This is a genomic window from Pseudomonas sp. W5-36, from assembly GCF_046540455.1.
In the GTDB taxonomy this organism is placed as follows: Bacteria; Pseudomonadota; Gammaproteobacteria; order Pseudomonadales; family Pseudomonadaceae; genus Aquipseudomonas; species Aquipseudomonas graminis_B.
In genome coordinates this window covers 496,589-519,475 of record NZ_JAXCIQ010000002.1, presented here as the reverse complement: position 1 = coordinate 519,475, position 22,887 = coordinate 496,589, and the positions used below count along the sequence as shown (strand labels likewise).

The 22,887-nt window shown below is 60.1% G+C and carries 19 protein-coding genes; 11 read left to right on the top strand and 8 right to left on the bottom strand.

Annotation, left to right across the window (positions count from 1 at the left end):
- The first annotated feature begins 219 nt into the window (after nt 1–219).
- Entirely contained in the window at nt 220–1,974 is a 1,755-nt protein-coding gene (locus SLW74_RS05335; protein ID WP_410928323.1) for a cation:proton antiporter, read from the top strand.
- Nucleotides 1,975–2,034: 60 nt separating this feature from the next.
- On the opposite strand, the gene SLW74_RS05330 is transcribed toward SLW74_RS05335, so the two are convergent.
- The 3 genes from SLW74_RS05330 to uvrD form a co-directional block, all read right to left on the bottom strand.
- Complete coding sequence (locus tag SLW74_RS05330; protein WP_065988140.1) at nt 2,035–2,442, bottom strand: SMI1/KNR4 family protein; 408 nt, start codon at nt 2,440–2,442, stop codon at nt 2,035–2,037.
- Between the two features lie 127 nt (nt 2,443–2,569).
- Nucleotides 2,570–3,424, bottom strand: coding sequence for a Tim44 domain-containing protein (locus SLW74_RS05325; RefSeq protein WP_192130620.1), 855 nt, complete (start codon nt 3,422–3,424; stop codon nt 2,570–2,572).
- Nucleotides 3,425–3,630: 206 nt separating this feature from the next.
- Entirely contained in the window at nt 3,631–5,814 is a 2,184-nt protein-coding gene (uvrD, locus tag SLW74_RS05320) for a DNA helicase II (protein WP_065988144.1), read from the bottom strand.
- Between the two features lie 440 nt (nt 5,815–6,254).
- On the opposite strand from uvrD, the gene SLW74_RS05315 reads away from it, so the two are divergent.
- The 3 genes from SLW74_RS05315 (at nt 6,255) to SLW74_RS05305 (ending at nt 9,375) form a co-directional block, all read left to right on the top strand.
- Nucleotides 6,255–8,051: a putative bifunctional diguanylate cyclase/phosphodiesterase gene (locus tag SLW74_RS05315; RefSeq protein WP_410928360.1), complete on the top strand. Its 1,797-nt coding sequence runs from the start codon at nt 6,255–6,257 to the stop codon at nt 8,049–8,051.
- Nucleotides 8,052–8,168: 117 nt separating this feature from the next.
- Nucleotides 8,169–9,035 carry a transcriptional regulator HexR gene (hexR, locus tag SLW74_RS05310; RefSeq protein WP_065988147.1) on the top strand — a complete coding sequence of 289 codons (867 nt, stop codon included), beginning with the start codon at nt 8,169–8,171 and terminating at the stop codon, nt 9,033–9,035.
- Between the two features lie 109 nt (nt 9,036–9,144).
- The gene (locus SLW74_RS05305) at nt 9,145–9,375 is read left to right on the top strand and encodes a PA3496 family putative envelope integrity protein (RefSeq protein ID WP_065988149.1); all 231 of its coding nucleotides are present in this window, start codon (nt 9,145–9,147) and stop codon (nt 9,373–9,375) included.
- Here the strand turns inward: SLW74_RS05305 and SLW74_RS05300 are convergent.
- Nucleotides 9,329–10,279, bottom strand: coding sequence for a LysR family transcriptional regulator (locus tag SLW74_RS05300; RefSeq protein WP_410928322.1), 951 nt, complete (start codon nt 10,277–10,279; stop codon nt 9,329–9,331). The two genes, SLW74_RS05305 and SLW74_RS05300, sit on opposite strands and share 47 nt — an antisense overlap.
- A gap of 195 nt (nt 10,280–10,474) precedes the next feature.
- Between SLW74_RS05300 and SLW74_RS05295 the strand changes: the two genes are divergently transcribed.
- Nucleotides 10,475–11,890, top strand: a complete 1,416-nt coding sequence (locus SLW74_RS05295) for an acetyl-CoA carboxylase biotin carboxylase subunit (protein WP_065988155.1) — start codon at nt 10,475–10,477, stop codon at nt 11,888–11,890.
- 103 nt (nt 11,891–11,993) lie between these two features.
- Entirely contained in the window at nt 11,994–13,802 is a 1,809-nt protein-coding gene (gene oadA / locus SLW74_RS05290; RefSeq protein WP_410928321.1) for a sodium-extruding oxaloacetate decarboxylase subunit alpha, read from the top strand.
- Between the two features lie 133 nt (nt 13,803–13,935).
- Here the strand turns inward: oadA and SLW74_RS05285 are convergent, their stop codons facing one another.
- Genes SLW74_RS05285 through SLW74_RS05275 form a run of 3 tightly spaced genes read right to left on the bottom strand, consistent with a single transcriptional unit; the run spans nt 13,936 to nt 15,705 of the window.
- Nucleotides 13,936–14,607: a GNAT family N-acetyltransferase gene (locus SLW74_RS05285; protein WP_410928320.1), complete on the bottom strand. Its 672-nt coding sequence runs from the start codon at nt 14,605–14,607 to the stop codon at nt 13,936–13,938.
- A gap of 17 nt (nt 14,608–14,624) precedes the next feature.
- On the bottom strand, nt 14,625–15,071 hold the full coding sequence (locus tag SLW74_RS05280) for a GNAT family N-acetyltransferase (RefSeq protein WP_410928319.1): 447 nt from the start codon (nt 15,069–15,071) through the stop codon (nt 14,625–14,627).
- Nucleotides 15,064–15,705 (bottom strand): FMN-binding negative transcriptional regulator, encoded by a 642-nt coding sequence (locus SLW74_RS05275; protein ID WP_410928318.1) that lies wholly within the window; start codon nt 15,703–15,705, stop codon nt 15,064–15,066. The genes SLW74_RS05280 and SLW74_RS05275 overlap by 8 nt, the downstream gene beginning before the upstream one ends.
- An 89-nt stretch (nt 15,706–15,794) precedes the next feature.
- Here SLW74_RS05275 and SLW74_RS05270 point away from each other — a divergent pair, with 89 nt between their 5' ends.
- Nucleotides 15,795–17,342: a PLP-dependent aminotransferase family protein gene (locus SLW74_RS05270; RefSeq protein WP_410928317.1), complete on the top strand. Its 1,548-nt coding sequence runs from the start codon at nt 15,795–15,797 to the stop codon at nt 17,340–17,342.
- 91 nt (nt 17,343–17,433) lie between these two features.
- Complete coding sequence (locus tag SLW74_RS05265; protein ID WP_410928316.1) at nt 17,434–18,645, top strand: YeeE/YedE family protein; 1,212 nt, start codon at nt 17,434–17,436, stop codon at nt 18,643–18,645.
- Between the two features lie 64 nt (nt 18,646–18,709).
- Here the strand turns inward: SLW74_RS05265 and tkt are convergent, their stop codons facing one another.
- Complete coding sequence (tkt, locus tag SLW74_RS05260; protein ID WP_410928315.1) at nt 18,710–20,821, bottom strand: transketolase; 2,112 nt, start codon at nt 20,819–20,821, stop codon at nt 18,710–18,712.
- 269 nt (nt 20,822–21,090) lie between these two features.
- Here tkt and SLW74_RS05255 point away from each other — a divergent pair, with 269 nt between their 5' ends.
- The 3 genes from SLW74_RS05255 to SLW74_RS05245 all read left to right on the top strand — a co-directional run bounded on the left by SLW74_RS05255 (nt 21,091) and on the right by SLW74_RS05245 (nt 22,878).
- Nucleotides 21,091–21,957, top strand: coding sequence for a bestrophin family protein (locus tag SLW74_RS05255; protein WP_410928314.1), 867 nt, complete (start codon nt 21,091–21,093; stop codon nt 21,955–21,957).
- Between the two features lie 251 nt (nt 21,958–22,208).
- Nucleotides 22,209–22,583, top strand: a complete 375-nt coding sequence (locus SLW74_RS05250; RefSeq protein ID WP_410928313.1) for a type II toxin-antitoxin system RelE/ParE family toxin — start codon at nt 22,209–22,211, stop codon at nt 22,581–22,583.
- Entirely contained in the window at nt 22,573–22,878 is a 306-nt protein-coding gene (locus SLW74_RS05245) for a helix-turn-helix domain-containing protein (protein WP_065988170.1), read from the top strand. Before SLW74_RS05250 ends, SLW74_RS05245 begins: the two co-directional genes overlap by 11 nt.
- Nucleotides 22,879–22,887: the final 9 nt, after the last annotated feature.

The window sequence follows — 22,887 nt, the reverse complement described above, 5'->3', positions numbered from 1 at the left end:
ACGGCCGCTCCGCCGTCACGCCCTGCACCCATCTGTTTCCATATATTGCACTGGCTTCTCGCGCTTTTGTGCGGTGTTAACCTGCGGAAGCCCTTGGATGGGGTAAATCCTGCGTCTCAGTCAGAATAATCGGACCTCGTTGGCGAGTTTTCGTACAGCAGTCGTCCCTCTTTCAGGCAGATACGCATATTTCACCGATTGCCAGCAGGAGCAGCGCCCATGCATGCCATCAGTTTCATTCAAGACCTGGCTGTGATCATGCTCGTCGCTGGCGTCGTAACGGTGGTGTTTCATCGGCTCAAGCAACCCGTCGTACTCGGCTACATTGTCGCCGGCTTTATCATCGGCCCGCACACCCCGCCTTTTGGCCTCATCCACGACGAAGACACCATCAAGACCCTCGCCGAACTCGGCGTAATCTTTCTGATGTTTTGTCTTGGCCTGGAATTCAGCCTGCGCAAACTGTTCAAGGTGGGTGCGACGGCGTTTATCGCCGCGTTTCTCGAAATCATGCTGATGATCTGGATCGGTTACGAAATCGGCCAGTTCTTCGCCTGGAATACCATGGATTCACTGTTCCTCGGTGCCATTCTGGCGATCTCGTCCACCACCATCATCGTCAAAGCGCTCAACGACCTAAAGATGAAAAACCGGCGCTTCGCCCAGCTGATCTTCGGCGTGCTCATCGTCGAAGACATCCTCGGCATTGGCATCATCGCGCTGTTATCGGGCATCGCCGTGAGCGGCACGGTCAGCTCCGGCGAAGTTTTTTCCACGGTCGGCAAACTGTCGCTGTTCATGATCGTCGCGCTGGTCATCGGCATTCTGGTTGTGCCGCGAGTGCTGGCTTATGTGGCGAAATTCGACAGCAACGAGATGCTGCTGATCACGGTGCTGGGCTTGTGCTTCGGGTTTTGCCTGCTGGTGGTCAAACTCGAATACAGCATGGTGCTGGGGGCGTTTCTCATCGGCGCGATCATGGCTGAATCCAGGCAACTGGCGAAAATCGAGCACCTGGTCGAGCCCATCCGTGACATGTTCAGCGCGATCTTTTTCGTCGCAATCGGCTTGATGATCGATCCGAAAATCCTGCTCGATTACGCCGGGCCCATCGCCGTGATCACCGTTGCCGTGGTGCTGGGCAAGATGATTTCCTGCGGGCTGGGTGCTTTTATCGCGGGCAATGATGGCAAGACCTCGCTGCGGGTGGGCATGGGGCTGTCACAGATTGGCGAATTTTCCTTCATCATCGCAGCGCTGGGGATGACGCTGCAGGTTACCAGCGATTTTCTTTACCCGGTCGCCGTGGCGGTGTCTGCCATAACGACGCTCTTGACGCCTTACCTCATCCGGGCAGCAGACCCGTTGTCCCACACACTGGGCGCTATTGTTCCTGCACGCATGGCGCGGGTGTTTGGCCTGTACGGAGAGTGGTTGCGCAGCATTCAGCCGCAGGGGCAAGGCGCCGTGCTGGCAGCGATGATCCGCAGGATCCTGCTGCAAGTCGGGATCAATCTGGCTTTGGTGATCGCCATCTTCTTCACCGGCGCATTCTTCGCGGAGCGTATTGGCGTCTATTTCAGCGATTGGGTCAGCGATGTCGGGCAGCAAAAAGCCTGGATCTGGGGTGGGTGCTTGCTGCTTTCCCTGCCGTTCCTGATCGCGGCTTATCGCAAGCTCAAGGCGCTGTCCATGCTGCTGGCAGAGATGAGCGTGAAGCCGGAGATGGCGGGCAGGCACACCGCGCGTGTGCGTCGGGTGATCGCCGAAGTGATCCCGCTGCTGTCATTGATGGTGATTTTTCTGCTGATCGCATTGCTGTCATCCAGCATGCTGCCGACGCGCGAATGGCTGATGCTGATTGTGGTCGTGGCGGCCTTGGTGGCTGCCGTGCTGTGGCGCTGGTTCATCCGGGTGCATACGCGCATGCAGATCGCGTTGCTTGAAACCTTGGGCAATCACCCTGAGTCATGAGCGCTGAATCAGCCTTGAGGTTCGTGCCTCAAGGCTGATTGAGGAGGGCGGCTGTGCTTCTCAGCTTTCCAGCCAGACGTCGCGCGCCCAGTGCCAGACGGATTCCCAGCTTTCTTCGGTGACCAGTTCTTCTTCGCCAGACCACAGCACCACAGTGCCGTCTTCTTCAACGCAGTAGTAATCCTCGCCGTCCTGACAGATCGGGATCAGCTCGCGCGGCACGCCGATGTCCCACGCGGTCGCCGCCACTTCCGGCAGGTACGTGTGCGAGCCCGGGTCAGTGACGGTGACGGGCTCAAGGCTGCCGTAGACCACGTCGCTGACGGTCAGCAAGAACTCTTTGAAGACGAAGGGGATATTGATGAACAGTTGCTCCTCAACCTCGACCAGTTGATCTTCATCAGGCAGCTCAAGCGGGACAGGGACCGGTTCATTGGCTTCACGGAGTTGTTCAATGACTTCTTCCACGACGTGGATCCTCTAACGATTTGCGCGGGTTATACAGTAGCTCAAAGGCATCGCCAAATTAACTTGGCTTCTCTAAAAACAGAACCCCGGAACAAGTCCGGGGTTCATTTGAAGCAGCTCAGCGGTATTAGCCGTTCTGGCGGATACCTGCCACCAGCCAAGGCTGGTTGTCACCCTGAGCGCGTTCCATGTTCCAGCTTTCGCTGAAGACCTCGCCCTGGTCGAAGCGCGACGTTTTCGACACACCGTTGAATGTCAGCGTGGCAATCGTCTTGTCGGCACGATCGTCCAGACCGTCAAGTTGCACGTTGAGGTTGTCGATGAAGGTGGACTGGAAACCGTCGCCCAGATCGGCGCGTTCCTTCTTCAGGAACTGCAGCATCTGCGGGGTCACGAACTCGGAGATCTTGTCCATCTCGTTCGCGTCCCAGTGCTGTTGCAGCGACTGGAAGTGGCTGCGCGCAGCCTCGATGAAGCGTTCTTCGTTGAACCAGGCAGGTGCGTTGATCACCGGACGGGCTGCCGCTGCTGGAGCGGAACCGCCGAAGATCGAGTTCTGGGCCGGTTGTGGCTGTTCGAAGGTTTCACGCTGGTAAGGAGCACCGGCGGGAGCCATCTGTGGCTGCTGTTTGCGTCGACGCGCCGCGATGAAGCGGAAGATCACGAAGGCGATGATCGCCATGATCAGAATGTCGAAGAACTGCATGCCCTGGAAGCCACCGCCCATGAACATGGAGGCCAGAAGACCACCGGCGGCGAGACCCGCCAATGGGCCCAGCCATTTGGAAGCACCGCCCGCAGCAGGCGCAGGACGGCCGGCGGCATTAGGTGCTGCGGCAGGAGTAGAAGGAGCTGTTTGACGCGCCTGGTGACTTGGCGCCGAGCCCATGCTCTTGCCACCACCGAAACGCGCAGCGTTGACATCGAGGCTCATGGTGAGCCCGATAATCATTGCCAGAGCGATGCTAAGAAAACGTTGCATAAGGGAATTCCCGTTTGTGGATTGCACGCGCGCCATGTTGCACAGGACACATGGGGATGACCAGCGGCCATATGTTTCCGGCTTTTGCGTGGATCCTCACCTGCCTGTCCCACTTGGGTTGTAGGCAGGTGAAGAAAGTTCTGTAGGAAAGATGGGGGGTGGATGTGGGAATGCAAGTGGGGCATCAACGCATCGGCAGTTGCCGATCACACCGGCTCGAGCTTCGCGTACCCCAGCATCAGCCACTTGCTGCCTTCCGAGAAATTCACCTGGACCCGTGCCTGAGCGCCTGAACCCTCGAAGTTGAGGATCACGCCTTCACCAAACACCGCGTGCTGCACGTGCTGACCCAGGGAGAACTGGCTCTGCGGAATGGCTTCGCCATCGAACAAGCGGCTCGGGGCCATGGTTTTGGAACCGCCGAACGGCCGGGTCACGCTGTTGGACAACCGCACTTCCTGAATCAGATTGGCCGGCACCTCCCGGACGAAGCGCGAGACCTTGTTGTAGGTTTCGCTTCCGTACAAGCGTCGGGTTTCTGCGTAGGTCATCACCAGATGCTGCATGGCGCGGGTGATGCCCACGTAAGCCAGGCGACGCTCTTCTTCCAGACGCCCCGGCTCTTCCAGGCTCATCTTGTGTGGAAACAGGCCTTCTTCCATTCCCACCAGGAACACGTACGGAAACTCCAGACCTTTGGCGCTGTGCAGCGTCATCAGCTGAATGCTGTCTTCGTGCTCGTCCGCCTGCGTATCGCCGGCCTCCAGCGAGGCATGGCCGAGGAAGGCAGCCAGTGGCGTCAGGTCTTCCTCTTCGTCGCTGTTCTCGAAGGCGCGCGCGGCGCTGACCAGTTCCTCAAGGTTTTCCACCCGGGCCTGGCCTTTCTCGCCTTTCTCTTCCTTGTGGTACGTGATCAGGCCGGACTGCTCGATCACCGTTTGGGTCATCAGATGCAGCGGCATGTCCGCAGCCTTGGCGGCGAGGTTTTCGATCAGTTCGATGAACGCGCCCAGCGCGCCCGCTGCACGACCGGTCAAGCCTTTGTTGGCGACCAGCAGGCGCATGGCTTCCCACATGGAAACGTCGGCATGGCGCGCATGCTCGCGAATCGCTTCGACGGTTTTCTCGCCAATACCGCGGGGCGGGACGTTGATGACCCGCTCCAGCGCCGAATCATTACCACGCCCGTCCAGCAGACGCATATACGCCATGGCGTTCTTGATTTCGGCGCGCTCGAAGAATCGCTGGCCGCCGTAGATACGGTACGGGATGCGCTCGCGCAGCAAGGCCTCTTCGAGGACCCGCGACTGGGCGTTGGAGCGATACAGAATGGCGATATCGCTGCGCGCCAGACCGGTCTTGATTGCGCTTTCGATGGTCTCGACCACGTAGCGCGCTTCGTCGTGTTCGTTGAACGCGGCATAGAGATTGATCAGCTCGCCATCACCGACGTCCGTCCACAGCTCTTTGCCCAGACGCCCTGTGTTGTTGACGATCAAGCCGTTGGCGGCCTTGAGGATGCTCGCGGTGGAGCGGTAGTTCTGCTCCAGGCGAATGGTCTCGGTGTCGGGGAAATCTTCGGAATACTGATGAATATTCTCGATCTTCGCCCCGCGCCAGCCATAGATGGACTGGTCGTCGTCGCCGACCACCATCAGGCTGTCGCCACCCTGGGCGAGCAGGCGCAGCCAGGCGTATTGAACGGCGTTGGTGTCCTGGAATTCGTCCACCAGCACGTGACGGAAACGGCGCTGATAGTGCGCAAGCAGGCTCGGGTTATCGCGCCACAGGTCCAGCGCGCGAAGCAGCAGCTCGGAGAAGTCGATAACGCCGGCGCGCTGACAGGCCGCTTCATAGGCCTCGTAGACCGACTTCATGGTCGTCAGAAAGAGATCGCCCGAGGCTTGAATGTGTTTGGGACGCAGCCCTTCGTCCTTCTGCCCGTTGATGAACCACTGCGCCTGCCGTGCCGGCCAGCGCTGCTCATCCAGATTCAGCTCGCGCATGACGCGCTTGACCAGTCGTTGCTGGTCATCGCTGTCGAGGATCTGGAAGCTCTGGTTCAGACCCGCTTCCTGCCAGTGCGCCCGCAGCAGACGGTGCGCCAGGCCGTGGAAGGTGCCCACCCACATGCCGGCCGGGTTGATACCCATCAGTTGCTCGATGCGATGGCGCATCTCGGCAGCGGCCTTGTTGGTGAACGTCACCGACAGGATCGAGTGCGGCGAGGCGTTCTCGACCTGGATCAACCAGGCGATACGGTGCACCAGCACACGGGTTTTGCCGGAACCAGCGCCGGCCAGGACCAACTGACGACCCACGGAGGCAGCTACGGCCTGGCGTTGGGCATCGTTGAGGGAGTTAAGCAGAAGGGAGAGGTCATCGCGCATCGGGGCATTCTAGGGTGCCGTGAGGGCATGGGCAAACCCTAACGCTGGCCGGTCGTGATGTTGTCGGTCGCATTTTGCCGTCTGTAGATTTTAATTGATGACTGTTTGGTCTCGACGGTCCCTTGTGTATCCTCCGCGAACGTTCAAGGCCACCAATTATAAGAAACGCCATGACCTTAAGCTCCGAAGCCCCGGCCGACTCCGTGGCGACACGCCGTGTCATCTGCAAGCAGTTCGCGACCCAGCTTGCCGCCGAGCGCACCCGCCTTCTCTATCAGGGATCGCTCCTGCCGACCCTGTTCATGTTCATCAATGGTTTGCTCTGCGCATGGCTGCTCTGGAGCCCCGAGCGTTACGTGCTGGTTGGCGTCTGGCTGGGATGGCTGTCAGCGCTGGTCAGTCTGCGCGTGCTGCAGGTCGCAGCGTTCAGGTCGGCATCAATGGATCGTCGTTCACAGCCAATCTGGAATCGCATGTTTCTGGCCGGCGCCTGTGTCAGCGGTTTCACTTTGTCCAGCGCCGCGCTGGTGCTGATGCCCGCGCAAAGCCTGTCGCAACAGGCCTGGGTGTTCGGCCTGATCGGCGCCGCGACGCTGTCTGCCAGTGTGGCCTATGCGGTGAGCATTCCGGCATTCCTCACCTTCACGCTGCCGTGCCTGCTGCCGCCCATCTTCTATCTGTTCTGGACCGGCGACCCACAATGCCATGGCTGGGGCTGGCTCGGCCTGATTCTGCTGCTGGCGCTGATCGTGGTGGCCGCGCAGGTCAACCGTTTGATCGAGCGGGGCCTGATCCGGCGGTTTCAGAACGTGGCGCTCATCGAGCACCTTCAACAGGCCCAGGCCAAAAGTGACGAGCTGAATCGCGAGCTGACGCGCCAGTACGAAGAGCGTACACGCTATCTGACCCATTACGATGAGCTGACCGGCCTGGCCAATCGGGCGTTGTTCAACGAGCGGCTGCGCGAGGCCAATCAGCGTGCGCGTCATGGCGGGCGAACGCTGGCCCTGCTGCACATCAACCTTGATCGCTTCAAATTGCTCAATGACAGCTTGGGTCACGACATCGCTGACCAGTTGCTGCGCCTCGTCGCGCGCCGGCTGAACGCCCACGTAGCGGACGCCGATACCGTCGCGCGTTTGTCGGCGGACGAGTTTGCCGTGCTATTCGACAGCCACGGCAACCTGACCACAATGGCGCGGATCACGACGCGTCTGCTGGCCAAGCTGCGCTCGCCGATATCGGTGTCCGGCCATGAGCTGGTGGTCAGTGCCTCTATCGGCATTGCGTTGCTGCCGGGTTCCGCTCGAGACATCGCCGCGCTGGTCAGCCAGGCGAACATGGCCATGCAGCATGCCAAGCACCTGGGCGGCGACAATTTTCAGTTCTACACCGAAAGCCTTGAGGCGGGCACGCCCGGTCGCTTGCAGCTGGAGATCCAGCTGCGTCGCGCCATTGCAGAAGGGCAACTGGAGGTTTTTTATCAGCCTAAGCTGGAGCTGGAAAGCGGTCGCCTGAACTCGGCAGAAGCGCTGGTGCGCTGGCGTCATCCCGAGCGCGGTCTGATTTCGCCCGGCGAGTTCATCGGACTGGCGGAGGAGACCGGCCTGATCGCCAACATCGGGGAGTTCGTGCTGCGCAAAGCCTGCCACCAGGCCTGCGAATGGCAGCGGGAGGGCCTCGCGCCGATCAGGGTGTCAGTCAATCTCTCGGTGCACCAGATGCGCCAGGGAAAGCTGGTCAGCCTCGTGCGGCAAGTGCTGGAAGAAACCGGGCTCAAGCCGGAATACCTGGAGCTTGAGCTCACCGAGAGTCAATTGCTGGAGAGCGTCGAGCACATCATCACCACGTTCCAGCAACTGCGCGCACTCGGCGTGAAATTGGCCATCGACGATTTCGGCACCGGCTATTCATCGTTGAGCTATCTGAAGCGATTTCCAGTGCATTGCGTGAAGATCGACCAAGCCTTCATCCGCGGCTTGAACGAAGGGGCGGAAGACGCGGCGATTACACGGGCAATCATTGCGATGGCCCACAGTCTTGACCTCAGGGTTGTGGCCGAGGGCGTGGAAGATTGCGAGCAACTGGAGTTTCTCAGGGCTCATGGTTGCGACGAGGTTCAAGGCTACTTGATCAGTCGCCCGGTGGAGGCCAGCGTCATGGGCGGCATCCTGCGCAGTTGTCTGGCTGAAGCCTGGAGTCCTGTACGAAAAGCCCTACACTACAAAGCGACCTGACCCTCAACACCGATCGGTTGACCACGGGAAGATCGTTTAACTGTGCGGTTTGCAGGTCATGTAGTATAACTACAAGAAAGCTACAGCCCGGCCCATCCTTCACTTGAGTCCTGTCCTTTGAATCTGTTGCAGCACATCGCCCAGTCACGCCATCTCTTGCGCAAGTCGGAGCTGAAAGTAGCCGATCACGTGCTGCTCGATCCGGCGGCCGTGATGCACAGCTCCATGGCCGACCTGGCGCATGCGGTCGGGATCAGTGAGCCAACCATCGTGCGTTTCTGCCGCGCCATTGGCTGCACCGGGTTTCAGGATCTGAAACTCAAGCTGGCGCAAAGCCTCGCCGCCGGCGCGAGCTTTGGGCAGTTCGCTATCCACGAAGACGATTCCGTCGCCGATTACAGCCTGAAGATTTTCGACACCACGCTGCACACGCTGATAGAAGTGCGCGAAAAGCTCGACCCCCATGCCTTGCAGGCAGCGGTGACGGTCATGGCGGCGGCGCATCGGGTCGAGTTCTACGGTTTCGGCGCATCGGGTGCGGTTGCGGCTGACGCCCAGCACAAATTCTTCCGTCTGTTACTGACGGCAGCGTCCTACTCCGATCCGCACATGCAGGCGATGTCGGCTGTGACGCTCAAGCCCACTGACGTCGCGGTGTGTATCTCGCAGTCCGGTCGCTCCAAGGACCTGCTGATCACGGCCAATCTGGTGCGCGAAAGCGGCGCCAACCTGATCACCCTGTGCCCGAGTCAGACGCCATTGGCCGAGCTGTCCACGGTCAATCTCGCCATTGACGTGCACGAAGACACCGAAATCTACACGCCGTTGACCTCACGTATCGCGCACTTGGTGGTCATCGATGTCCTGGCGATGGGCGTCGCGATGGCGCGCGGTCCGAGCCTGGTCAACCACCTGAAAAGCGTGAAGCGCAGCTTGCGCAGCCTGCGGTTGTCGCCGAAATCGATCAAATCGTCCGAAGATTGAGCTGAACCGGCGCAATGCTGAAACCTTCACCAAGCTGTAACGCTTCCGACGTCTGATCGTCACCGCATCCCGCCACTCTGTACTCCCGCACACGAATGGGAGACAGGATATGCCTCGGCACTACGATGACTCGCAGCAGCACAGCACCTCCAGCACCAAGACCCGCCGTCAGCAGGAAGACCAGCGCCGCATGGCGTTCCGGCGTGCGATCGAAAGCCATTCCGAAGAGCGTCGCCTGAACCAGGAACTCTCGAGCTACCTGGACAGCGCCAGCGCCCACTTCTGGCAGAGCGCTAGCGCTTCGGAAGGTGGCCATCAAAGCGCGCGACCAGCTCGCTGATCTGCGTACGCTCTGTCCGAATGAATGACAGGAACGCGTGAGCCACCGGCGACAGACGTTTGTCCCGTGCCTGTACGACGCACCAGCTTCGGTACAGCGGCAATTCGGCCACTGGCAGCTCAATCAGCGTGCCAGTGGCAAGTTCCAGGCTCAGTGCATGGCGCGTCAGCAGTGCGACGCCGAGCCCCGCCACCACGCATTCACGCTGCGCTTCCGCCGAGGACACCTCCAGCGTGTGCTCGAAGTGAACGCGTTTCTCCTTGAAATACTCCTCGCAGGCCTTGCGCGTCCCTGAGCCCTGTTCGCGGACCACCAGCGTTGCTGCCTCCAGGTCCTTCAGCGTCGGATTGGCGAGCAAGGTCAACGGATGATCCGGCGGCGCGACGGCCACAATCGGGTTATTCAGAAAGGGCAAGAACTCCAGCCCCATGTCCTGGGGGACCATCGACATCACCACCAGATCATCGCGGTTATCCGAGAGTCGCCGAATCACCTGCGCCCGATTGACGACCGTGAGGTTGAGCATCACATCCGGGTATTTGCGCTTGAAGGCTGCGAACAGGTGGGGGACGAAATACTTGGCACTGGATTCGATCGCCAGTTTGAGCTGCCCCTGCAGCGAGCCCTGCATGTCGGACAGCTGCATGTCGAGGTTCTCCAGCCGACCGAAAATGTCGCGACTGGCGAGCTGCAGCGCCTCGGCGGCCTCCGTGAGATAGAGCTTTTTACCCACGTATTCGAACAGCGGCTGGCCGACCAACTCTTCCAACTGACGAATCTGCAGGCTCACCGCCGGCTGGGTCAGTGACATTTCCTCAGCCGCTCGACTGTAAGAACGCAAATCACAGACCTCGTTGAAGATGCGCAATTGACGCAATGTCATGCGCATCAGTGACTTACGCATCCTTCTGCCCTTAATCGGCTAACTGATACTGGCAACTATAAGGTTTTACTTATGGTTCACCCAATATTTACTCATTTTTGTTAATTGCTGATTCGTCATAGGGTGGCTTCACCTGCGAGCAACATGCAGTTACGGAATGTCGCGCGGTATCGGCCAGTCATCTGGTCCGTCTGCTAATCGGTCGAGGAGATACCAGTGATAAGAAAAATCCTGATCGCCAACCGTGGGGAAATTGCTGTCCGAATCGTGCGCGCCTGCGCCGAAATGGGCATCCGCTCGGTGGCGATCTATTCCGATGCGGACCGTCACGCGCTGCACGTCAAGCGTGCCGACGAAGCCTACGGCATCGGCTCGGAGCCCCTCGAAGGCTATCTGAACCCTCGCAAGCTGGTGAATCTCGCCGTTGAAACCGGCTGCGACGCATTGCACCCCGGTTACGGGTTTCTGTCGGAAAACGCAGAGCTGGCGGATATCTGCGCCGAACGGGGTATCAAGTTCATCGGCCCGTCCGCTGAAGTGATCCGCCGCATGGGCGACAAAACCGAGGCCCGCCGCAGCATGATCAAGGCCGGCGTACCGGTGACGCCCGGCACGGAGGGCAATGTGGCCGACATCGCCGAAGCACTGGTCGAAGGCGATCGCATCGGTTACCCCGTCATGCTCAAGGCCACTTCCGGCGGCGGCGGTCGCGGCATTCGTCGCTGCAACAGCCGGGAAGAACTGGAGCAGGCGTTCCCCCGGGTCATTTCCGAGGCCACCAAGGCGTTCGGCAAGGCTGAAGTTTTTCTCGAAAAGTGCATCGTCAATCCCAAGCACATCGAAGCGCAGATCCTCGGCGACAGCTTCGGCAATGTCGTGCACCTGTTCGAGCGTGATTGCTCGATCCAGCGCCGCAACCAGAAGCTCATCGAAATCGCCCCAAGCCCGCAACTGACGCCGGAACAGCGCGCCTACATCGGCGACCTGTCCGTGCGGGCCGCCAAGGCTGTGGGCTACGAGAACGCCGGCACCGTGGAGTTCTTGCTGGCCGAGGGCGAGGTGTACTTCATGGAAATGAACACCCGCGTACAGGTCGAGCACACGATCACCGAGGAAATCACCGGGATCGACATCGTGCGGGAGCAGATCCGCATTGCGTCGGGGCTGCCACTGTCGGTCAAGCAGGAAGACATCATCCATCGCGGTTTCGCGTTGCAGTTCCGCATCAACGCGGAAGACCCGAAGAACAACTTTCTGCCGAGCTTCGGCAAGATCACCCGTTATTACGCGCCCGGCGGCCCCGGCGTGCGCACCGACACGGCGATCTACACCGGCTACACCATTCCGCCGTATTACGACTCCATGTGCCTGAAGCTGATCGTCTGGGCGCTGACCTGGGAAGAGGCGATGGACCGCGGCTTGCGCGCGCTGGACGACATGCGTCTGCAAGGGGTGAAAACCACGGCCGCGTATTACCAGGAAATCCTGCGCAACCCGGAATTCCGCAGCGGTCAGTTCAACACCAGCTTCGTTGAGAGCCATCCTGAGCTGACCAATTACTCGATCAAGCGCAAACCCGAAGAGCTGGCCCTGGCCATCGCCGCCGCCATCGCTGCCCATGCGGGCTTATAAAAAAGCCAGCTGCAAGCGCTAAGCCGCAAGCTGCAAGTTGAAGCCGATCCGCTGTGACTTGCCGCTTGTAGCTTGCCGCTTGAAGCTAAAAGGAGATCCGAACATGTCCAAGAAAATCTTCGTCACCGACACCATTTTGCGCGACGCCCACCAGTCCCTGCTGGCGACCCGCATGCGCACCGAGGACATGCTGCCGATCTGCGAAAGGCTCGATAAAGTCGGCTACTGGTCGCTGGAAGTGTGGGGCGGTGCGACCTTCGACGCCTGCGTGCGCTTTCTGAAGGAAGATCCGTGGGAGCGCCTTCGCCAACTGCGCGCGGCGCTGCCCAACACCCGTCTGCAAATGCTGCTTCGCGGTCAGAACCTGCTGGGCTATCGACACTACAGCGATGACGTGGTCAAGGCATTCGTCGCCAAGGCAGCGGACAACGGTATCGACGTGTTCCGGATCTTCGATGCCATGAACGACGTGCGCAATCTGCGCGTCGCGGTCGAAGCGGTGAAGGCTGCCGGGAAGCATGCTCAAGGCACCATTGCGTACACCACCAGCCCGGTGCACACCATTGGCGCGTTTGTGGCGCAAGCCAAAGAAATGGAAGCGATGGGCTGTGATTCCGTCGCGATCAAGGACATGGCCGGTCTGCTGACCCCCTATGCCACGGGCGAGCTGGTCAAGGCGCTGAAGGCCGAGCAATCGCTGCCGGTGTTCATTCACTCCCACGACACCGCGGGCCTGGCCGCGATGTGCCAACTCAAGGCCATCGAAAACGGTGCCGACCATATCGACACCGCGATCTCCAGCTTCGCCTGGGGCACCAGCCACCCGGGTACCGAGTCGATGGTCGCGGCCCTGAAAGGCAGTGAATTCGACACCGGCCTGGACTTGGAGCTGCTGCAGGAAATCGGTCTGTATTTCTACGCGGTGCGTAAGAAGTATCACCAGTTTGAGAGCGAATTCACGGCGGTCGATACCCGTGTGCAGGTCAACCAGGTCCCGGGCGGCATGATCTCCAACCTCGCCAACCAACTCAAAGAGCAGGGCGCGTTGAACCGCATGGGCGAAGTGCTGGCCGAGATTCCGCGGGTGCGCAAAGACTTGGGCTATCCGCCGTTGGTGACTCCCACTTCACAGATCGTCGGCACCCAGGCTTTTTTCAACGTGCTGGCCGGTGAGCGCTACAAAACCATCACCAACGAAGTGAAGCTTTACCTGACTGGCGGCTACGGCAAGGCGCCAGGGCAAGTAGACGAGACCCTGCGCCGTCAAGCCATCGGCAGTGAAGAGCTGATCGATGTGCGTCCGGCCGACCTGCTGAAGCCTGAAATGACCAAGCTGCGCGGCGAAATCGGCGCGTTGGCCACCACCGAAGAGGACGTGCTGACCTATGCCATGTTCCCGGACATCGGCCGCAAGTTTCTCGAAGAACGTGCGGCGGGCACGCTGGCGCCAGAGCCTTTGCTGCCGATTCCAGAGCCGGGCGCAGTCGCTAAAGCAGGCGGCGAGGGCGTTCCGACCGAATTCGTGATCGATGTTCACGGCGAAAGCTACCGCGTCGATATCACTGGCGTGGGCGTCAAGGCCGAGGGCAAGCGCCACTTCTATCTGTCCATCGACGGCATGCCGGAAGAAGTGGTGTTCGAGCCGCTCAATGAGTTCGTTGGCAGCGGCATCGGCAAGCGTTCGCAAGCCAGCAAGCCGGGCCATGTCAGTACTTCCATGCCGGGCAATATCGTCGATGTGCTGGTGAAGGAGGGCGATGACGTTCGCGCCGGTCAGGCGGTGCTGATCACCGAAGCGATGAAGATGGAGACCGAAGTTCAGGCGGCAGTGGCCGGCAAGGTCGCAGCCATCCATGTCGCGAAAGGCGATCGCGTCAACCCGGGCGAGATTTTGATCGAAATCGAGGGCTGACACAGACGCTGCAAGATTGACGGCCTGCCGCGCACAGACGCGGCAGGCTGAACGATTACCTCTGGGGGAGCTCTCGTGGCTCCTCTTTTTTTGCCTGAAGCTGGGCGCTTTAGGCTGTTTCGTTTCAACGCGCTCACTTGCCGCGCAGTTGCTCCAGCGTCCTGATTTGCTGGCCACCCTTGAAGTTATCCACAGCCAGCCATGCTTCGAACGCCTCCCGTAGTGCCGGCCACTCGGTGTCGATGATCGAGTACCAGGCGGTGTCCCGGTTTTGCCCCTTGAACACCGCGTGTTGGCGGAATGTGCCTTCGAAGCTGAACCCGAAGCGTTCGGCCGCGCGCTTGGAGCGGGCATTGTTGGCGTTGCATTTCCATTCCAGGCGGCGATTGCCCAGCGAGAAAGATTCCTTCGCCAGGAGATAAACCGCCTCTGTTGCCTTGGGCGTGCGTTGCATCGACGCGCCGAAGGTCACATGGCCAATTTCGATGCGGCCCGCGCTCGGGAAGATGGACATCAAGCCCAGAAAGCCGTCGATGGCGCCGGTCTGTTGATCAATGACGGTGTAGAACCACGGATCGGTCGAGCCTTCCAGGCCTGCGAGATAGTCATCGAATGCGCCGCGCTCTGGAAACGGGCCGACAAACAGGTAATCCCACAATTTTCGGTCAGCGGCCGGGCCTTCCAGTGCCTCCCACAGACCATCGCCATGCTGGGCGGCGTTGAGTTTTTCCAGACGGATGAAGCGTCCTTGCAGTGTGCGCGTGTCCGGCAACCTGGCCGGTTGCCACTGAGTGAGATCCGACATATCGAGAGTTCCTGGTCTTAGAGCGGTTTGCGAAATTGAATAAGGCCCGGGCGCTCAGCGATGCGCTCGTAGAGCTGAATGGCGGTTGCGTTGGTCTCGTGGGTGAGCCAATGGACTTTGTCGGCGCCGTCCCGTTTGGCGGTCGCGTAAACGTACTCGATCAGTTGGCGGCCAACGCCCGTGCCGCGCTGTTCCGGCACCACCAGCAAATCCTGCAGGTAGCAGGCATTGCCGATGCTCCAGTTGGAGCGGTGATAAATGAAATGCACCATGCCCACCGCCTTGCCGTCCTGCCAGGCGAGGGCGGCGTTGGTGGGCTCGCTGCTGTCCAGAAACCGCTGCCAGGTGCTCTGCGTGACCGCGTCAGCCAGTGTGGTTTTGTAGAAGGTCAGATAGGCATGCCATAACGCCAACCAGGCGTCTTGGTCTTCGGCGGTGACGGGACGGATGTGGAGGTCAGACACGCGGTGCTCCCTGGTTCATCAATTGAGCGATTTTCTGATCGGATGGGTCCTGGCTGAGTGCCAGGCCTTTGCTTACCCCCGCGATGTCTGCGGCGCTGCGGTTCTGGTTAAGCTTGCGCTTGCCTTCCAGCCGCTCGACGGGGATCGCGAAGCCGACGATGCCGTTGAGCATCTTCTCGATGTAATCGGCGGGTGCGTCGCTGACCGCCCACGGCTCGGCGCGGCTGGCTTCGTGCTTGTCGGTCAGGCCGGTGACTATCCGCAACAGTCGCGCGGGATCAGTGAACACGTCAGCACGGCCATAGGCATGCACCGCCAGATAATTCCAGGTGGGCACCACTTTGCCGTGCTCGGCCTTGGCGGCATAAAAAGAAGGGCTGATGTAGGCGTCTGCGCCCTGGAAAATCAGCAGTGCTTGCGCGCCGGTCTCCAGGGCTTTCCACTGCGGATTGGCCTTGGCCAGATGCCCATACAGCGTGCCGTGCGGACCCTGAGTGGGTTCAAGCAACAAGGGGATATGGCTCGCTTGCAAACCGGTCTCGTCAAAAGTGACCAGTGTCGCCAGGCGCGTGGCATCTATCTGCCGGTGCAGGCTGGCGAGGTCCTCGTCTTTGAAATAGCTGGGCGTATACATGAGATTTTCCTTGGCGGCTGAACCAATCCTAGGCAGCCTAATGGTTCGTTGTAAGAGCCATTTATGGTCAATCTCATAGGGCCAATCCCATGCATGTACCCACGCCGGCGCTGACCTTCGATTTCGCCGGCATCGCGCTGAACCGCCGCCATGGCCTCAGCCGCCAGCTCTATCAGACGCTGCGCGAGCGCATCCTCGACGGTCGCGTACCGGGAGGCACGCGCTTGCCGGCGAGCCGGGATCTGGCCTTGTCCCTCGGCATTTCTCGCAACAGCGTCATGCGTGCCTATGACCAGCTCTACGCGGAAGGCTTTACCGAAAGCCGTGTTGGCGATGGCACGTACGTCGCCTTGTTGAGGGAGCAACCGTCCGCTGCGAAAAAACTATCCACACAGCTGTCCACAGGGTTATCACCAAGCTTATCAACAGGTTTATCCACAAAATGGCCGACAGTAGCGGCCGAATTGCCAAACAATCTTATCCACAGCACGGCGATGAACACCCTGGAACAGCATCATTTACGACCCCCGAAAAGCGGCCTGCCGAAGGCGTTTCGAACAGGGGTTCCGGCATTCGATCTGTTCCCTTTTGACACGTGGGGCAAGCTGCACGCGGCTTTCTGGCGTAAGCCGGGCTTGCAACATCTGGGCTATGGCGACCCGGCCGGCGAATGGCGTTTGCGGGAGCTGATCGCGGCTTATTTGAGGACGTCCCGCGATCTTCGCTGCGCACCTGAGCAAATTGTGATCACCAATGGCGCGCAGCAGGCGATAACCCTTTGTGCACAGCTGCTGCTGGAGCCGGGCGACGTGGTGGCCATCGAAAATCCGGGGTACCGCGCGGCCGGTCATGCCTTCGGAGTGGCTGGCGCCCAGTTGCAGGGCATGGCGGTTGACGTCGAGGGCATGCGCAGTCCGGGGCGCGACGACTCAGGCTGCAAGTTGGCGTATGTGACGCCCTCTCATCAATACCCGATGGGCGTGACCATGAGTCTGGCGCGGCGGCTGGAACTGCTTGCGTGGGCCGAGCGCAATCAGGGCTGGATCGTCGAAGACGACTACGACGGCGAATACCGCTACAGCGGTGCCCCGCTGGCGCCGTTGGCAGCGCTGGATCGTAGCGGTCGCGTGCTGTATGTCGGGACCTTCGGCAAGGTCGCGTTTCCGGCCCTGCGTCTGGGTTATCTGGTGTTGCCGCGCAACCTGGTAGAGCCGTTCAGCCGGCGACGGGCCGTGGACATGCGTCATTCCGAGGTCGGCACGCAAATGGTCATGGCCGAGTTCATCGCGGCGGGTCACTTTCAGCGGCACATCCGTCGCATGCGCCGGGCTGCCTTGAGTCGACGTGACGCATTACTGGCCGACTGGCCCCATGAACTTGCGGGTTGCAGCCCGATGATCAAGCCGGTTGCAGGGCTGCATGTCACGGTCGCGGTGGACACGTTAGAGCGTGAGACGGAGCTGGTGACCAAAGCGGAAAGTGTCGGGGTCGAGGTCGCGCCGTTGAGTGAGTACTGGCTGCCGGAGTCAGAGACGCCGATGGATGATCGGGCCGGGCTGGTGTTGGGATTTGCGGCGGTGCCTGAGGCCGACATCGCCTCGGCGCTGGCGCGGTTGCGAAGCGTCTGGCGGGTTTGAGGGTGCTGAAGCCGGTGGCGGCGTCGGCGCGTCATCCAGCAGACACCGGCGTATACTCGCGCCCATCGCAATCCTTCTCCGAGATACGCCCATGAGTCTTCCTCTCTCTGCGGCGCCGCAGCACAAGCTCGGCGCGCCGCTGATCGCCTTCCTCTTGTTGGTGGTCGGCGCTCTTTTCCTGCAATCGGCCGTTGGCGGCAGGCAAGTGCTATTACTGATCGTTGGCGCCGCGCTGGGCCTGACGCTCTATCACGCTGCGTTCGGCTTCACCTCGGCCTGGCGGGTATTTATCAACGAGCGACGCGGTGCCGGTTTACGCGCGCAAATGGTGATGCTGGCCGTCGCGGTGGTGCTGTTTTTCCCCGCGCTGGGTGCCGGTACGCTGTTCGGCACGCCGGTCACCGGCCTCGTGGCCCCGGCCGGTGTGTCCGTAGTCTTCGGCGCCTTCATCTTCGGCATCGGCATGCAAATGGGCGGCGGCTGTGCGTCTGGCACGCTGTTCACCGTCGGCGGCGGCAATGCGAGGATGCTCGTGACCCTGCTGTTCTTCATCATTGGCTCGCTGATTGCCACCCATCACGTCGATTGGTGGTTCTCGCTGCCGTCGTTTCCTGCCACCTCCATCGTCAAAAGCTTCGGTGTCATGCCCGCGCTGCTCATGAGCCTGGCCCTGTTCGCGGTCATCGCCCTTGTGACCGTCAAGCTGGAAAAGCGTCGGCATGGGGAGCTGGAAGCGGCCGTCACCAGTGAGCACGTTGGCTTGCGCCGTTTCCTCCGTGGCCCCTGGCCGCTGGTGTGGGGCGCGGTAGGGTTGGCGCTGCTCAATTACGCCACGCTGGCATTGGCAGGTCGTCCCTGGGGAATCACCTCGGCTTTCGCGCTGTGGGGCGCAAAGGTCGCCGGTGGTTTGGGCGTGGATGTGGGCAGCTGGCCGTTTTGGCAGATGCCAGCAAACGCCAAGGCGTTGGCCGCGCCGGTGTGGGAGGACATCACCACCGTCATGGACATCGGCATCATGCTGGGTGCAGCAGTGGCGGCGGGTCTTGCAGGACGATTCGCCCCGAGTCTGAAAATCCCGACGCGCTCGTTGATCGCGGCAGTGATTGGTGGGCTCTTGCTGGGGTACGGTTCGCGCCTGGCGTACGGCTGCAACATCGGCGCTTACTTCAGCGGCATCGCTTCAGGCAGCGTGCACGGCTGGCTTTGGCTGGTCGCTGCCTTTGCAGGCAACGCAGTGGGCGTGAGGATTCGGCCGTTCTTCTTTGCGGGTGAGCGTCGGTCCGCTGTATTGACCGGATGCTGATCGAGTAATCTAAAGGAAGGAGGGCGCTTGCCCGCGATTGCGGGCAAGCGCTCTTAAGCAGGATTTAACCGGCGATTTGCTCTTTCGCCCGCTTGGCGATGTTTTCCGCCGTGAATCCGTATTTGGCCTGCAGTTTGTCAATGGGAGCCGACGCACCGAAGGTGTTCATCACGATCTTCGCGCCGGTCTGACCGACATACCGATCCCAGCCCACGGGCCCTGCCTGCTCCACCACCACCCGGGCTTTAACGTCCGGCGGCAGCACGCCGTCGCGATAGGCCTTGTCCTGATCCTCGAACAGTTCCCAGCTCGGCATCGACACCACTCGCGCCGCGACCCCCTCGGCTTTGAGCTTCTCGAACGCCTCGACGGTCATGCCGACCTCGCTACCAGTGGCAATCAGGATGACGTCCACTTTGCCTTCCACCGCATCGGCCAGCACATAAGCACCTTTGGTTAGGCCCTCGGCGCTCGCGTATTTCGAGCGATCAAGGGTTGGCAGCGGCTGACGCGACAGCACCAGGCACGACGGCCTGCTGGTTTGCGCCAGTGCAATTTTCCAGGCTTGGGCCGTTTCGTTGGCATCGCCCGGACGAATCGTCAGCACACCCGGTGTCGCACGCAGCTGAGTCAGTTGCTCGATAGGCTGGTGGGTCGGGCCGTCCTCGCCGACGCCAATGGAGTCATGGGTAAAGACGAAGATAACCGGCAATTCCATGATCGACGCCAGACGGATCGGAGGTTTCATGTAATCGCTGAACACCAGAAAGGTCGAGGTGTATGGGCGGATGTATGACAGAGCCAGGCCATTGGCAATGGAACCCATGGCATGTTCGCGGATACCGAAGTGCAGGTTTCGACCGCCGTAATTGCCTGCTTCGAAGCTGCCTGCACCATCAAACGTCAGGTTGGTTTTGGTCGACGGCGAAAGGTCGGCCGAGCCACCGATCAGCCAAGGGATTTGCTCGGCAAATGCATTCAGCACCTTGCCACCGGAAGCGCGCGAGGCGATGCCTTTGGCATCCGCTTCAAAACGCATCTGCTTGTCCTGCCAGCCTTCGGGCATTTCACCGGCACGCATGCGCTTGAGCTGATCAGCGAGGTCGGGCTGGTCCTTTTCAAACTGGTTGAAGGTCGCCAGCCAGGCGTCGTAATCGCTGCCGCCGCGTTCCAGCAATGCATCACGCAGGCAATGGCGGGCATCTTCCGGCACCAGGAAGCTGCTGTTTTCATCCCAGCCGTAGGCTTTTTTCGTCAGCTTGATTTCGTCATCGCCCAGCGGTTCGCCGTGGGCGGCAGACGTGTTGTGCTTATTGGGAGAACCGAAGCCAATGATGCTGTCAACCACTATCAAGGTCGGTGCATCGCTGGTTTGCTGAAAGGTCTGCAGCGCTTTTGCCAAGGCGTTGGCGTCGTTGGCGTCTTTGACGTGCAGGGTTTTCCAGCCGTAGCCCTCGAAACGCTTCTGCACATCGTCGCTGTAAGCCAGCTCGGTATGGCCTTCGATGCTGATGGTGTTGTTGTCGTAGATCCAGCACAGGTTCGACAGCTTCAAATGTCCGGCAAGTGAAGCCGCTTCTGCGGTGACGCCTTCCATCATGTCGCCATCGCCGCACAACACGTAAACGCTGTAATCGAACAGCGTAGCGCCGGGCTTGTTGAAGTGCTCGCCCAGCCAGCGCTCGCCCATCGCCATGCCGACGCTGTTGGCGCAACCTTGGCCCAGCGGGCCAGTGGTTGTCTCTACGCCGGTGGTCATGCGGTATTCAGGATGGCCCGGAGTTTTGGAGTCCATCTGACGAAACTGCTTGATGTCCTCGAGGCTCACCGCAGGCTTGCCCGATGGTTTGCCGTGCTCGTCGATCTCGATCACACCTGCCAGGTGCAGCAGCGAATAAAGCAGCATCGAAGCGTGGCCGACCGATAGCACAAAGCGGTCCCGGTTTGGCCAGTCAGGGTGTTCCGGGTGATAACGCAGGAAATCTTTCCACAGCGTGTAGCCGACAGGTGCCAGCGCCATAGGCGTGCCGGGGTGACCGGAATTGGCTTTCTGCACGGCATCCATGGCCAGGGTGCGGATGGTATTGATGGTCAGTTGGTCGCGGTCGGTGTGCGGCGTGAACGTGCGCGCAGCGCCTGATCGTTCGGTGGAGGGAGTATTGGCAGACGAGCTCATTAACGTTCTCCTCGTGACGGGTAGCTGAAACATCCAGATAGGTGTTGAGCACAGGGAGGGCGTTATCGTTCCATGAACAATCTGTCAGCCGGCTCGGGGGAGAACCGATTCAGCTTTCCTAGAGTAATTGGTTACATTTAGCCTGTGGTCGTAACGAACGAACTTGCCTGCAGGTATTCGAAGCTGTGGGTCGAGCCTTTGCCGACTGATTCAACGTATTGCGACGGGGGTGGCTTTTGCAGGAATTTATCGTCAAGAAGTACCGGACAATGATCCGGACGTTTACCTACATCGGTTGGTCCTTGTTCTGGCTGCTGATCTGGGACGTTGTGGTCACCGCCGACTTCATGCTGTTTCTGGATCGCAAGATCACCCTGCCATCGATGCCCCTGACTCTGCTGGGTTCTGCGCTGGTGGTGCTGACCAGTTTCCGCAACACGAGCGCATACAATCGCTGGTGGGAAGCACGCACGTTATGGGGCGCGCTGGTGAATAACTCCCGCAGTTTCGCCCGGCAGGTGCTGACGTTCATTGATGACGAGGACGGCCTGAACCCGGTCAAGGCCACACTGCTGCGCCGTCACGTGGCTTACGTCGAATGCCTCTCGGCCCATCTGAAGGGCAGCGATTGCGCCGAGCAGGTGACCGCGATGATTTCCCGGGAAGAGTACGAGCGCCGTACCCGCACCAACAACTTCCCCAACGCGATTCTCAATGAGTCTGCCGCGATCATCGCGCAGGAATACAAAGCCGGCCGCCTGGACAGCATCCGTCTGGAGCGCCTCGAAGCGACGCTGGTGGAAATTTCCAATAATCAGGGCGGAATGGAGCGCATCGCCAATACGCCGTTGCCTTACCCCTACGTGACGTTTCCGCGCCTTTTCATCACGCTGTTCTGCATCATTGTGCCGATCGGCCTGGTAGACACGCTGGGATGGTTCACGCCGCTGGCGTCCACCGTGGTGGGCTTCATGCTGCTGGCAATCGAGAAAATCGGCACCGACCTGCAAAGCCCGTTCAAAGCCTCCGAGCACGAGATCCAGATGAAAGCGCTGTGCGAAAACATCTCCGGCAATCTGAATTCGATGCTGCAGGACGCGATGGATAAGCGGCCGGTTGAAGTGGCTTATTCGTAGATCTAGATATTCCCTGCGTCCCGGCTCTGCGAGGTCAGCATTAAATGCTACATAGCGTGGGACGTTTTGAATTAGCGAGCCGCTACCGGATGTGAAATGGCGTAAGACGTCGGCGAGCTGTATCACCTGGTGACGTTTATCCCCGTGCTGCTGATCTATGTTGGCTATGGTTAAAGCCGTTGGGCGGAGTCATGGCCCTATCGACATAAATCATACCCGTAACGGGTATACACTCAGAATCAGGTGATCGGATGATGGTGCTGAAGCGAAGGGATTTCGCAAAGTGGCAAGCTGGCGAAAATCTTTCCGACAACGCGCTCTGCGATGCATTTGCAGAGATGGAAGACGGTTTGGTCGACGCGGATTTGGGAGGAAGCTTGTACAAGAAGCGAGTCGCCCGGTCCGGCGGAGGGAAGAGCAGCGGTTATCGTACCCTGCTATCCGCGAGGTCGGGAGACAGCTACGTGTTTCTGATCGGTTTTGCGAAAAGCGCCCGAGCAAATATTACGGCTGAGGAAAAGAAGGCTCTGCGCTATGCGGGCAAAGTTTTTCTCGGCCTGCCCGAGGATGCAATGGTGTTGGCTTTGCGGGCTGGAACGTTAGAGGAGGTTCACTGTGACCAGTAAAATCATTGAGGCGCTACGGGCAGATATCGCCGAGCTTTATGCGGAAGGCGCTGTGGGCAAGATCACCCTGCGCGAGTTTGAGTCGATATGCCCAGCACCCGTCCGGGAGCTTAGCCCTGGGGATATACGGAACTTGAGGCTGGCGTTGAATTTCAGCCAGCCTGTATTCGCGCTGCACCTTAACACTACAGCTTCAACGGTACGCAAATGGGAACAGGGCGATAGCCGTCCTGCAGGACCTGCGTTGAAATTGCTGAATGTCATCGCCGACAAAGGCCTGCAGACCATCATCTGAGCGGCGCTA

Excerpts from the sequence above, each read along its gene's own strand:
- SLW74_RS05305 (WP_065988149.1), top strand. The coding sequence starts at position 9,145 with ATGCCTCGGCACTACGATGACTCGCAGCAGCACAGCACCTCCAGCACC.
- SLW74_RS05315 (WP_410928360.1), top strand. The coding sequence starts at position 6,255 with ATGGATCGTCGTTCACAGCCAATCTGGAATCGCATGTTTCTGGCCGGC.
- SLW74_RS05250 (WP_410928313.1), top strand. The coding sequence starts at position 22,209 with ATGATGGTGCTGAAGCGAAGGGATTTCGCAAAGTGGCAAGCTGGCGAA.
- oadA (WP_410928321.1), top strand. The coding sequence starts at position 11,994 with ATGTCCAAGAAAATCTTCGTCACCGACACCATTTTGCGCGACGCCCAC.
- SLW74_RS05255 (WP_410928314.1), top strand. The coding sequence starts at position 21,091 with ATGATCCGGACGTTTACCTACATCGGTTGGTCCTTGTTCTGGCTGCTG.
- uvrD (WP_065988144.1), bottom strand. The coding sequence starts at position 5,814 with ATGCGCGATGACCTCTCCCTTCTGCTTAACTCCCTCAACGATGCCCAA.
- SLW74_RS05275 (WP_410928318.1), bottom strand. The coding sequence starts at position 15,705 with ATGTATACGCCCAGCTATTTCAAAGACGAGGACCTCGCCAGCCTGCAC.
- SLW74_RS05335 (WP_410928323.1), top strand. The coding sequence starts at position 220 with ATGCATGCCATCAGTTTCATTCAAGACCTGGCTGTGATCATGCTCGTC.
- SLW74_RS05270 (WP_410928317.1), top strand. The coding sequence starts at position 15,795 with ATGCATGTACCCACGCCGGCGCTGACCTTCGATTTCGCCGGCATCGCG.
- tkt (WP_410928315.1), bottom strand. The coding sequence starts at position 20,821 with ATGAGCTCGTCTGCCAATACTCCCTCCACCGAACGATCAGGCGCTGCG.
- SLW74_RS05325 (WP_192130620.1), bottom strand. The coding sequence starts at position 3,424 with ATGCAACGTTTTCTTAGCATCGCTCTGGCAATGATTATCGGGCTCACC.
- SLW74_RS05285 (WP_410928320.1), bottom strand. The coding sequence starts at position 14,607 with ATGTCGGATCTCACTCAGTGGCAACCGGCCAGGTTGCCGGACACGCGC.
- SLW74_RS05300 (WP_410928322.1), bottom strand. The coding sequence starts at position 10,279 with ATGCGTAAGTCACTGATGCGCATGACATTGCGTCAATTGCGCATCTTC.
- SLW74_RS05265 (WP_410928316.1), top strand. The coding sequence starts at position 17,434 with ATGAGTCTTCCTCTCTCTGCGGCGCCGCAGCACAAGCTCGGCGCGCCG.